The 12,224-nt window shown below is 36.5% G+C and carries 13 protein-coding genes; 12 read left to right on the top strand and 1 reads right to left on the bottom strand.

What is annotated here, in order from left to right:
• The first annotated feature begins 9 nt into the window (after positions 1 to 9).
• The 10 genes from def to spoVM all read left to right on the top strand — a co-directional run bounded on the left by def (position 10) and on the right by spoVM (position 9,283).
• Positions 10 to 480, top strand: coding sequence for a peptide deformylase (gene def, locus ACUL40_RS11520; RefSeq protein ID WP_000279455.1), 471 nt, complete (start codon positions 10 to 12; stop codon positions 478 to 480).
• A 23-nt stretch (positions 481 to 503) separates the two neighbouring features.
• Positions 504 to 1,448, top strand: a complete 945-nt coding sequence (fmt, locus tag ACUL40_RS11515) for a methionyl-tRNA formyltransferase (RefSeq protein ID WP_000598804.1) — start codon at positions 504 to 506, stop codon at positions 1,446 to 1,448.
• Complete coding sequence (rsmB, locus tag ACUL40_RS11510) at positions 1,445 to 2,779, top strand: 16S rRNA (cytosine(967)-C(5))-methyltransferase RsmB (protein WP_001249666.1); 1,335 nt, start codon at positions 1,445 to 1,447, stop codon at positions 2,777 to 2,779. Before fmt ends, rsmB begins: the two co-directional genes overlap by 4 nt.
• 4 nt (positions 2,780 to 2,783) lie before the next feature.
• Positions 2,784 to 3,872, top strand: coding sequence for a 23S rRNA (adenine(2503)-C(2))-methyltransferase RlmN (rlmN, locus tag ACUL40_RS11505; protein ID WP_000450540.1), 1,089 nt, complete (start codon positions 2,784 to 2,786; stop codon positions 3,870 to 3,872).
• Positions 3,873 to 3,876: 4 nt separating this feature from the next.
• On the top strand, positions 3,877 to 4,629 hold the full coding sequence (locus tag ACUL40_RS11500) for a Stp1/IreP family PP2C-type Ser/Thr phosphatase (protein ID WP_000648703.1): 753 nt from the start codon (positions 3,877 to 3,879) through the stop codon (positions 4,627 to 4,629).
• Positions 4,630 to 4,637: 8 nt separating this feature from the next.
• Positions 4,638 to 6,611 carry a Stk1 family PASTA domain-containing Ser/Thr kinase gene (gene pknB, locus ACUL40_RS11495; protein WP_000904747.1) on the top strand — a complete coding sequence of 658 codons (1,974 nt, stop codon included), beginning with the start codon at positions 4,638 to 4,640 and terminating at the stop codon, positions 6,609 to 6,611.
• Positions 6,612 to 6,858: 247 nt separating this feature from the next.
• Positions 6,859 to 7,740 (top strand): ribosome small subunit-dependent GTPase A, encoded by an 882-nt coding sequence (gene rsgA / locus ACUL40_RS11490; protein WP_001113932.1) that lies wholly within the window; start codon positions 6,859 to 6,861, stop codon positions 7,738 to 7,740.
• Between the two features lie 2 nt (positions 7,741 to 7,742).
• Positions 7,743 to 8,387: a ribulose-phosphate 3-epimerase gene (gene rpe / locus ACUL40_RS11485; RefSeq protein ID WP_000589974.1), complete on the top strand. Its 645-nt coding sequence runs from the start codon at positions 7,743 to 7,745 to the stop codon at positions 8,385 to 8,387.
• A gap of 68 nt (positions 8,388 to 8,455) precedes the next feature.
• Positions 8,456 to 9,136, top strand: coding sequence for a thiamine diphosphokinase (locus ACUL40_RS11480; RefSeq protein ID WP_002026234.1), 681 nt, complete (start codon positions 8,456 to 8,458; stop codon positions 9,134 to 9,136).
• Positions 9,137 to 9,202: 66 nt separating this feature from the next.
• Complete coding sequence (spoVM, locus tag ACUL40_RS11475) at positions 9,203 to 9,283, top strand: stage V sporulation protein SpoVM (RefSeq protein WP_001213599.1); 81 nt, start codon at positions 9,203 to 9,205, stop codon at positions 9,281 to 9,283.
• A gap of 73 nt (positions 9,284 to 9,356) precedes the next feature.
• On the opposite strand, the gene rpmB is transcribed toward spoVM, so the two are convergent.
• Complete coding sequence (rpmB, locus tag ACUL40_RS11470; protein ID WP_000124776.1) at positions 9,357 to 9,545, bottom strand: 50S ribosomal protein L28; 189 nt, start codon at positions 9,543 to 9,545, stop codon at positions 9,357 to 9,359.
• A gap of 376 nt (positions 9,546 to 9,921) precedes the next feature.
• Between rpmB and ACUL40_RS11465 the strand changes: the two genes are divergently transcribed.
• Positions 9,922 to 10,284: an Asp23/Gls24 family envelope stress response protein gene (locus tag ACUL40_RS11465; protein WP_000021109.1), complete on the top strand. Its 363-nt coding sequence runs from the start codon at positions 9,922 to 9,924 to the stop codon at positions 10,282 to 10,284.
• 22 nt (positions 10,285 to 10,306) lie between these two features.
• On the top strand, positions 10,307 to 11,983 hold the full coding sequence (locus ACUL40_RS11460; RefSeq protein WP_000027129.1) for a DAK2 domain-containing protein: 1,677 nt from the start codon (positions 10,307 to 10,309) through the stop codon (positions 11,981 to 11,983).
• The last annotated feature ends 241 nt before the right edge of the window (positions 11,984 to 12,224 follow it).

The raw sequence follows: 12,224 nt of genomic DNA, 5'->3' as shown, positions 1-12,224 counted from the left end.
GAGGGAAATATGGCAGTTTTAGAAATAATAAAGCATCCAAATGAAGTGTTAGAAACACCATGCGAAAGAGTAATTAACTTTGATAAAAAGTTAGTGAAATTGTTGAAAGATATGCATGAAACAATGTTAATTGCGGACGGAGTCGGTTTAGCTGCGCCTCAAGTAGGTGTAAGCTTGCAAGTAGCGGTTGTTGATGTCGATGATGATACTGGGAAAATCGAGTTAATCAATCCATCAATATTAGAAAAACGTGGTGAACAAGTAGGCCCCGAAGGCTGTTTAAGCTTCCCGGGACTTTATGGTGAAGTAGAACGTGCCGATTATATTAAAGTAAGAGCGCAAAATCGCCGTGGGAAAGTATTCTTATTAGAAGCGGAAGGATTTTTAGCGCGTGCAATTCAACATGAAATTGATCATTTACACGGTGTTTTATTTACATCGAAAGTGACAAGATATTATGAAGAAAACGAACTAGAATAGGTGTTAAAAGGAGCGGTTTTTAAATGATAAAAGTAGTGTTTATGGGAACACCGGACTTTTCAGTGCCGGTGCTTCGTCGTCTTATTGAGGATGGCTATGAGGTAGTAGGTGTTGTGACGCAACCTGATCGTCCAGTAGGTAGAAAAAAAGTATTAACACCTACACCTGTTAAAGTTGAAGCGGAAAAACATGGTATCCCTGTGTTACAGCCGTTAAAAATTCGTGAAAAAGATGAATATGAAAAAGTATTGGCATTAGAGCCAGATTTAATTGTAACAGCTGCATTTGGGCAGATTGTACCAAATGAAATTTTAGAAGCACCAAAGTATGGGTGTATTAATGTTCACGCTTCTTTACTTCCTGAACTTCGTGGTGGTGCACCAATTCATTATGCAATTATGGAAGGTAAAGAAAAAACAGGTATTACAATTATGTATATGGTAGAAAAATTGGATGCTGGTGATATCTTAACGCAAGTGGAAGTTGAAATTGAAGAGCGTGAAACGACAGGCTCATTATTTGATAAATTAAGTGAAGCAGGAGCACACCTTCTATCTAAAACAGTGCCTTTATTAATTCAAGGTAAGTTAGAACCGATTAAACAAAACGAAGAAGAAGTAACGTTTGCGTACAATATAAAACGTGAGCAAGAGAAAATTGATTGGACAAAAACAGGTGAAGAAGTATACAATCACATTCGCGGATTGAATCCATGGCCAGTTGCTTATACAACTTTAGCAGGACAAGTTGTTAAAGTATGGTGGGGGGAAAAAGTGCCTATAACTGAACCGGCTGAAGCAGGTACGATTGTTGCAATCGAAGAAGATGGTTTTGTTGTAGCAACGAGTAATGAAACAGGTGTTAAAATTACTGAATTGCAACCTTCTGGTAAAAAGCGTATGAGTTGTTCACAATTTTTACGTGGAACAAAACCTGAAATTGGAACGAAGTTAGGAGAAAATGCATGAGACAAAATGTTCGTGAATTAGCTCTTGATGGTTTAATTCAAGTGGAAAAAAGTGGTGCATATAGCAACTTACTTTTAAATAATCTAATTGAAAAAAGTGCAATTGATAGAAAAGATATTGGTTTATTAACTGAAATTGTATATGGAACGATTCAACGTCGTGACACATTAGATTATTATTTACAGCCTTTTTTAAAAAAGAAGGTTGAGGCGTGGGTAAGAGTATTGCTTCGCTTATCTTTATATCAAATGATTTATTTAGACCGAGTGCCAGAAAGAGCGGCTATTCATGAAGCGGTTGAGATTGCAAAGCGTCGCGGGCATAAAGGAATTGCTGGTATGGTGAACGGTGTATTACGTTCGATTCAGAGAGAAGGTGTACCTTCTGTAGATGAAATCAAGGATCCAGTAGAACGTCTTGCAATTACAACAAGTCATCCAGTTTGGCTTGTCCAAGAGTGGACTTCAGAATACGGTTTAGAAACTGCAGAAAAAATGTGCGAAGTAAACATGTTACCCCCTGTACCAACAGCGCGTGTGAATGTTGATAAGGTAACTGTAGAAGAAGCGATTGAGTTGTTAGCAAGTGAAGGTATAGAAGCAAAACGTGGTGACTTATCAGATGATGCTATTCAGATTGAAAGAGGAAATGTAGCGCATACAGAAGCGTTTAAAAAAGGATTTCTTTCTATTCAAGATGAAAGTTCTATGCTTGTAGCACGCGCTTTAGAACCGAATACGGGAGATGCAGTTCTTGATAGTTGTGCTGCTCCAGGCGGAAAAACAACGCATATCGCGGAACGATTAAAGGGAACTGGTAAGGTCATGTCCCTTGATTTACATGCACACAAAGTACGTTTAATTAAACAGCAAGCAGAGCGACTTGGTCTAGAAAATGTCGAAACTAAAGCGCTGGATGCTAGAAAAGTGCAAGAGCACTTTGCAAATGAAACGTTTGATAAAATATTGGTAGATGCACCGTGTTCTGGATTTGGTGTAATTAGACGTAAACCTGATATTAAGTTAGGAAAAGATAAAGGCGATAGTGAAAGATTATCGACGATTCAAATTGCAATACTAGAAAAAATAGCACCATTATTAAAACAAGGCGGTCGTCTTGTTTATAGTACGTGCACAATTGAGAAAATAGAAAATGAACAAGTAATAGAGAAATTTTTACAAGAACATCCTGAATTTGAATGGGATACTACGCTTAAAGAGCGTATGCCAGAAAAATTAACTCCGTATATTGATGAAGGTCAAGTGCAAATTTTACCGCATTATTTTGCGACGGATGGCTTTTATATTGCTTGTTTAAGGAAGAAGGTGTAGCATCATGGAAACGACTGTAAGAAAACAAAAGAAAAATTTAGAAACGAAGAAACCATCAATTTACTCTTTACAACTTCATGAAATGCAAGATTGGTTAAAGGAACAAGGAGAACCGAAGTTCCGTGCTGGACAAATTTTTGATTGGTTATATAAAAAACGTGTAAAAAATTATGAGGATATGTCAAACCTTTCTAAAGGATTGCGTGATAAATTGTCGAATTCCTTTGATATTACTACTTTAAAAACGTTAGTAAAACAAACGTCTTCGGATGGAACAATTAAATTCTTATTCCAATTATATGACGGATATTCTATTGAAACGGTATTAATGCGACACGAATATGGAAATTCCATTTGTGTAACAACGCAAGTTGGTTGTCGTATTGGGTGTACGTTCTGTGCTTCGACACTTGGTGGATTAAAGCGAAACCTAGAAGCTGGAGAAATCGTAGCGCAAGTAGTAGAAGTTCAGCGTGCGCTTGATGAAACAGAAGAACGTGTAAGTTCTCTTGTTGTTATGGGGATTGGAGAACCATTTGATAACTATGATAATTTAATGGGATTCTTACGCATCATTAACCATGAAAAAGGACTTCATATTGGTGCGAGACATATGACTGTTTCGACGAGTGGAATTATCCCGAAAATTTATAAGTTTGCTGAAGAAGATCTACAAATTAATTTTGCGATTTCATTGCATGCTCCAAACTCAGAATTACGTTCAAAATTAATGCCGATTAACCGTGCTTATAAATTACCAGATTTAATGGAAGCTATTAAATACTATGTAAATAGAACAGGGCGTCGTATTACTTTTGAATATGGATTATTTGGAGGAGAAAATGACCAAGTAGAGCATGCTGAAGAGCTTGCTGCGCTCTTAAAAGGTGTAAAATGTCATGTGAACTTGATTCCGGTAAACTACGTACCTGAACGTGATTATGTACGTACGCCACGTGAACAAATTTTCTTGTTCGAAAAAACGTTAAAAGATCGTGGAGTGAATGTAACGATTCGCCGTGAACAAGGTCATGATATTGATGCAGCCTGCGGTCAGTTGCGTGCGAAGGAGCGCAAAGAAGAGACGAGGTGACGAGATGAAAGCCGTATTTCTATCGGATAAAGGAAAAGTTCGTCAACATAATGAAGATAGTGCAGGAGTTTTTCACAATTTAGATGGAAATGTATTAGCGGTAGTAGCAGATGGAATGGGAGGTCATCGAGCTGGTGATGTAGCTAGCTCGATGGCCATTCAATTATTCCATGATTATTGGAAGCAAACACATAATATGAATGAGCCGAAAAAAGTAGAACAATGGTTACATACTAGTGTTGGGATTATTAATGAGCGTATATATGAATATGCTCAGCAAAATGCAGAATGTAATGGTATGGGAACAACGCTTATAATAGCTGTTTGTACACCAAGCTTTGTGACAATAGGGCATATAGGAGATAGTCGTTGCTATATGGTATCAGAAGGAGAAATGACGCTAGTAACGGAAGATCATTCGCTTGTAAATGAGCTTGTGAAACATGGTGAAATTTCAAAGGAAGACGCAGAGTATCATCCGAAAAAGAATGTGTTATTAAGAGCATTAGGAACAGAAGAAAAAGTTGGGTTAGATGTTAAAACGTTGGTGATTGAGGAAGATGATCAATTACTTCTTTGCTCTGATGGGTTATCAAACAAAGTTTCTATTGATGATATGCGACAAATTTTACAGTTAAATGAACAGCTTGAAGGTAAAGGGCAGTGTCTCATTCAATTGGCAAATGATCGCGGTGGAGAAGATAATATCACACTTGTTCTTATTGATTATGCGGGTTCGACAAACGAAAGTAGGTGAAGTGCAACGTGCTGATTGGAAAACGCTTAAATGACCGTTATAAGCTGCTGAAAATGATTGGTGGTGGCGGAATGGCCAATGTATATTTAGCTCATGATGATATACTTGGCCGAGATGTAGCGGTAAAAATATTAAGACTCGACTACTCAAATAACGAAGAGTTTATTAAACGTTTCCATCGAGAAGCGCAGTCTGTTACAACGTTGTCGCATCCAAATATTGTGAATATGTATGATGTCGGAGAAGAAGATGGTATATACTATCTTGTCATGGAATATGTACCAGGACAAACATTGAAGCAATACATAATTGAGCGAGGGATGTTACCTATAGGAGAAGCTCTTGATATTATGGAGCAGTTAACATCCGCTATGGCACACGCCCATCATTTTGAAATTGTGCATCGTGATATAAAGCCGCACAATATTTTAATTCGAGCTGATGGAATAATAAAAGTAACAGATTTTGGAATTGCGACAGCTACAAGTGCAACAACAATTACACATACAAATTCAGTGCTCGGTTCAGTCCATTATTTATCACCAGAACAGGCACGTGGCGGAATAGCAAATAAACAATCAGATATCTATTCTCTTGGGATAGTTATGTTTGAATTGTTAACAGGAAGACAACCGTTTTCTGGCGAATCTGCTGTTGCTATAGCTTTAAAACATTTACAAAGTGAAATCCCATCACCAAAAAGATGGAATGAAAATATTCCGCAAAGTGTTGAAAATATTATATTAAAAGCAACTGCAAAAGATCCGTTCCATCGATATCAATCTGCCAATGCGATGAAGCGAGATATTGAAACTGCGCTATATCCAGAGAGGATAAATGAGCAACCGTTTTACATACCAGAAGATATGGAAGCGACGAAAGCGATTCCGATTATTCAACAAGAACAATTATTTGAAAATGTAAGTGATGAAACGATTGTTTTAAAAGGGAGTAAGGTGGAAGAACCGATAAGAGCAGAAGCAGCTGAGTTAGATAAGAAGAAAAAACGGAGTAACAAGTGGCTTAAAGTTTTAATTTCAACATTTTTATTTTTAGCAATAGGAATAACATTAGCGCTTACGGTTATTCCAGGATTATTTATTCCGAAAGATGTGAAAGTTCCTGATGTGGCTGGTATGAAATACACGACAGCTGTAAATACATTAGTAGAAAAGGGCTTTGAGGTGACGGAGCCTAATATTGTATATACAGATGATGTTGAAGTTGGGGATGTAATAAAAACGGACCCTGTAGCAGGAAGAGTCGTAAAAGAAAACGCTAAAATTACTATCTATCAATCAGGTGGGAAAAAGAAAAGTAAGATGGCGAATTTCACAGGGCAAAACTTTGAGAGTGTAAAAGCTGAGTTAGAAGAAAAATATAAACAAGTTACAGTAAATTATATTGAAAATGATAAGCCGAAAGGTGAAATTGTAGAGCAAATTCCGACGCCTGATCAAATGGTTATAGAAGCGGAGCAAGAACTGAAAATCTGGGTAAGTAAAGGTCCTTATCAAATTAGACCAGGTGACTTTTCGGGGTGGACTGAAAATAGTGTAACTGGTTATTTGAATGAGAGAAAACTAACGTCAGATATAAAACGAGAGTATTCAGATACAGTCGAAAAAGGACTTGTAATTTCGCAATTTCCAAAACCAGGTACACCATTAAAAGAGGGAGATAAAGTAACTATTATTATCTCTGATGGTCAAAAGCCTAAAGTGACTAAAACGGTAAAATTGGACAATATCTCTATCCCATATGAGCCTGCTGTAACAGGTGAAAAAAAGCCGCAAACAATAGAAATTTATAAAGAAGACATGCAGCAAAAAATGGATAGACCGGTTGAAACGAGAACAATTACTGAATCAGCGACTATTTCTTTAGAATTTGTAATTCAAGAAGGTTCAAAGGGACACTATAAAATTGTACGAGATGGAGTAACGATTATTGATAAAGAAGTACCATATCCAACTCAATAATAGTGAAAGTCTACTTATTATTATTGCCTGTTATGCTGTCTACAAAGTGGACGGTATAGCAGGCAAAAATATATGATTCAAAAAGCTAGTAACGTGATGCAGCTGTAAATATTTTTTTGCATTTAATGGGAAATTTAATGTATATTAGCGAAAGTATATATGGTAGGTTTTGAAATCGTTATTTAGAAAATTTAAATCCATTCATTTTTAAATTCAGCATCACCTTATACAAAAAAAGGAGAATTCTATGCCAGAAGGAAAAATTATAAAAGCTTTAAGTGGGTTTTATTACGTGCAGCATGAAGAAGGGGTTACGCAATGTCGTGGACGAGGTGTATTTAGAAAAAATAAAATTACACCACTTGTAGGAGACCAAGTTGTTTTTCAGGCAGATAATCCAACTGAAGGTTATGTGCTTGAAGTGTTTGATCGAAAAAATGAACTTGTTAGACCTCCTATTGCTAATGTCGATCAAGCGATCCTTGTGTTCTCTGCAGTAGAACCAGATTTTAATCCTGGACTGTTAGATCGATTTTTAGTGCTGATTGAATATCATAACATTAAGCCAATTATTTGTATTAGCAAGATGGATTTAGTAGATGAAAAGATGAAAGCAACTGTTGAAGCTTATGCGAATGATTATCGTGAGATGGGTTATGATGTTTTATTTACTTCTATTAATACGTCAGAAAGTATTGATATATTAAAACCATACTTAGAAAATTGTGTTTCTGTCGTTGCGGGTCAATCTGGTGTGGGGAAATCTTCAATGCTTAATGTGCTACGTCCAGAATTAGAGCTGAAAACAAATGATATTTCCTCCCATTTAGGACGCGGGAAGCATACGACAAGACACGTAGAATTAATTGCAATTGGGAGTGGACTAGTAGCAGATACACCGGGTTTTAGTTCACTAGATTTCATTGATATAGAAGTAGAAGATCTTACATATTGTTTTCCAGAGTTGAAAGAAGCGAGCCAATACTGTAAATTTAGAGGGTGTACACATCTTTCTGAACCGAAATGTGCGGTGAAAGCTGCGGTTGAAGAAGGGAAGATTACAGAATATCGCTATAAGAACTATAAACAATTCGTAGAAGAAATTAGAGAGAGAAAGCCGAGGTATTAGTTATGATTAAAATTGCACCATCGATTTTATCAGCAGATTTTTCAAAATTAGGGGAAGAAATTAAAGATGTAGAAAAGGGCGGAGCGGATTACATTCACGTTGACGTAATGGATGGACATTTCGTACCAAATATTACGATTGGACCGTTAATTGTAGAAGCTATCCGTCCAATTACATCATTACCATTAGATGTACATTTAATGATTGAAAATCCTGATAACTATATCCCGACTTTCGCACAAGCGGGAGCGGATATTATTACTGTTCACGTAGAGGCGTGTCCACATCTACATCGTACAATTCAGTTAATTAAATCTCATGGTATTAAAGCGGGCGTTGTATTAAATCCACATACGCCAGTTTCAGTAATTGAGCATGTATTAGAAGATATAGATATGGTATTACTTATGACAGTAAACCCTGGATTTGGTGGACAGAAGTTTATCCATTCTGTATTACCGAAAATTAAACAAGTTGCAGACATGGTGAAAGAGCGCAATCTAGAAGTAGAAATTGAAGTTGATGGTGGTGTAAATGCTGAAACAGCAAGACTTTGTGTGGAAGCAGGAGCAAATGTACTTGTAGCTGGATCAGCAGTATACAATCAAAAAGACCGCGGTGAAGCAATTCGCGTAATTCGTGGGTAGTGATGAACTTTATCCTAGTAAGGTATTCATAGGATGGCGTAAAAATATGTAAAAAGGCAATCTACCGAATGGCAGATTGCCTTTTTACAATGGAAGGGGAAGAAAAAATGATTATTCATATTTTGGCAGGAGGACCTTCGGAATATTGTGCAGATTTTGCTCGATATGAGGATGAGGAAGTAGTGTGGGCAGCGGTTGATAGGGGAGTATACCGTCTATTAAAGAAAGGGATTACACCGGCTGTTGCGTTTGGAGATTACGATTCAGTTACCGAAGAAGAATTAGTATGGATGGGACAGCAAACGAACGAATTACATATTGTTCCGCGAGAAAAAGATCAAACGGATTTAGAAATTGCAATTAACTGGGCATTAGGACAGAAGCCGGCACTAATTCGTATTTTTGGTGCTACCGGTGGAAGGCTTGATCACGGTTTGGCAAATATACAGATGCTTTTAAAAGGGTTAGAAGTAGAGATAGAAATGTGTATTGTGGACAATAAAAATGAAATAACAGTTAAAAAAGTGGGTACACATATAATTGAAGAAAATAAAAATTTTCCTTATGTATCTTTTGTACCAGTTACTGAAATAGTGGAAGGGATTACATTGTTTGGTTTTAAGTACCCGCTTACTAATAAAACAATAGAGTGGGGATCGACACTTTGTATTAGTAACGAACTCGTTGAGGAAAAAGGTACTTTTTCATTTACTTCTGGCATATTAATGTTGATAAGAAGCACTGATTGAAGAAACAATTTTGCTCCTTACATCATATAGTGACCAAGTGGAGTAATGGGGATTAGGAGGGAAACCATGAGATTTTATACAATTAAGTTACCTAAATTTCTTGGTGGAATTGTTCGTGCAATGTTAAATACCTTCAAAAAAGATTAAAAAAAGCACCTATCACCGGTGCTTTTTCCATTGTTATAGTAAAAAAAGAGCCTATCGGCTCTTTTTTTTATTATTAAACACGTTCGATTTTGCCAGATTTTAATGCTCTAGCAGAAACGTAAACACGTTGAACTTTTCCGTCGATGCGTACGCGAACTTTTTGAAGGTTAGCGCCCCACTTACGTTTTGTAGCGTTCATTGCGTGAGAACGAGAGTTACCAGAACGAGCTTTTCTTCCAGTAATAGCACAAACACGAGCCATTTATATTTCCCTCCCTTGATACCTTACCATACGTAATTTTTCAATGTTAGTCTTTTATGCGATGCTAAAAACACTACTATAATTTAACACAACTAAAAAGAGAATGCAACACCGTAGAAAAAAGAAATCAAGAAAATTTACTTGACACTATATGTCAATGAAGAAAAGTTGAAATCCATAAAAATTGCTTGACATATTATAGTGGTACATGTTGTATAATAACAATGGACTATTTTGCTCATCATAAAAAAGTGTAATTTAAAACATAAAATATGAGAGTGAAAAGAAAGAACGATGGAATTTTCTTTAAAAAGATTATATGATAGTAACTAAAGTAGTCTAGCTCACTTTCACCATTTATGAAGGGGGAAACGAGATGTCAATTGAAATTAAAACGAAGTACGGTCAAATTGATATTAGTACAGATGTAATTGCAACAATTGCTGGAGGTGCCGCGGTAGATTGCTACGGTATCGTAGGTATGGCATCAAAAAATCAGTTAAAAGATGGATTAACAGACATTTTACGAAAAGAAAACTTCACTAGAGGTGTTATTGTTCGTAAAGATGAAGATGAAGTACATATTGATATGTATATTATTGTGAGCTATGGTACGAAAATTTCAGAAGTGGCACATAATGTGCAGACGAAAGTGAAATATACATTAGATCAAACTGTAGGACTAGCAGTAGATTCTGTAAACATCTACGTACAAGGAGTTAAAGTAATAAACTTGTAATGTGCATTAAGGAGGAAAATCTGTGTCAATTCAAAAAATTGATGGAAAACGTTTATCACAAATGATCATGCAAGGAGCGAATAATTTAACAAATAATGTTCAGCTTGTTGATGCATTAAACGTATTTCCAGTTCCAGATGGCGATACCGGTACAAACATGAACTTATCTATGACTTCAGGTGCGCGTGAAGTGAAAGCAAATCCTTCACAGCATGCTGGTAAAGTCGGCGTAAGTTTAGCCAAAGGATTATTAATGGGAGCTCGTGGTAACTCTGGAGTTATTTTATCTCAGTTGTTCCGTGGTTTCTCTAAATCCATTGAACAAAAAGAAGAATTAACAACAGTTGATTTTGCTGCAGCACTAGAAGCTGGAGTAGAGGCGGCTTATAAAGCGGTTATGAAACCGATTGAAGGAACGATTTTAACGGTTGCAAGAGAAACGGGTAAATATGCAGTAACAGTTGCGAAAAAACAGCGCGACTTTGTTTTGTTTATGGAAGACGTTGTGAAAGAAGCAAACGCATCGTTAAATCGTACGCCAGATTTATTACCTGTATTAAAACAAGTTGGCGTTGTAGATAGCGGTGGTAAAGGTCTTGTAGTGGTATACGAAGGGTTTTTAGCTGACTTAAAAGGAGAAACGATTTCTTCTGATGCACCGACGCAACCATCTATGAATGAAATGGTACGCGCAGAACATCACCGTAGTGTACAAAGCCAATTGAGTACAGAAGATATTAAGTATGGATATTGTACGGAGTTCATGGTGAAATTAGAGGCTGAAAAGGTGAAAGAGCATAATTTCTCTGAACAAAAATTCCGTGAAGATATTAGTGTATATGGTGATTCTCTACTAGTTGTGTCTGATGATGAAATTGTAAAAGTTCATATCCATGCAGAACATCCTGGAGACGCTATGAACTACGGGCAAAAATACGGTAGTTTAATTAAGATTAAAGTAGAAAATATGCGTGAACAGCATACTGCTTTGTTAGATGAACCTACTATGGTTCCTGAGCAACCAGCTCAATCGAAAGAAAAACAACCATATGGTATCGTAACTGTAGCTATGGGTTCTGGTATTAAAACTTTATTTGAGAGCATTGGCGCAACGAAAGTTATCGAAGGTGGTCAAACGATGAATCCAAGTACGGAGGATATCGTGAAGGCAATTGAAGAAGCAAATGCTGAAAAAATCATTATTTTACCGAATAACGGAAATATTGTAATGGCAGCAGAACAAGCGGCATCAGTTGTAGATCAAGAAGTTATTGTTGTTCGTTCGAAAACAGTTCCTCAAGGTATGGCAGCAATGTTAGCATTTAACCCAGTTGGAACGTTAGAAGAGAATGAAGAAAACATGCAAGAAGCTTTATCTCATGTGAAAACAGGTCAAATTACGTATGCTGTACGTGATACGGAAATTGATGGTGTAGCAATTCAAAAAGATGATTTCATGTGTATTGCAGATGGGAAAATTGTATCTACAAATGCTGAAAAAGTAGGAGCTGCGAAGCAATTACTAGAAGCGCTTATTGATGAAGATTCTGAAATCGTAACGATTCTACAAGGGGAAGATGCAACTGATGAAGAAGTAGCGGAGTTAGTTGAATTTGTAGAAGAGAAATTTGAAGATGCAGAAGTAGAAGTACATGCTGGAAACCAACCAGTGTATTCTTTCATCTTCTCTGTAGAATAAGATAAGATTCGTTTTGAAAATAAATGGATTACTTACTTGCTAATGGATAAGAAGTAGTAATATGAAGTTTATTACTAGTTTTTATTCAAAAGGCTAGCATATTGAAGAGAGAAAAGAGCCTTGCTGCTAATAGTGAGGCTCTTTTTTACTTGTTTTATATAAGGGATTTGAGTAGTTTCTCTTAGAATGCCTATGATAGAATATATAAGGTGAAAGAGAGCGATTACAGATGCTAATTGGT

It is taken from the genome of Bacillus sp. KNSH39 (assembly GCF_052656585.1).
This window is presented reverse-complemented; position numbering and strand designations above follow the sequence as displayed.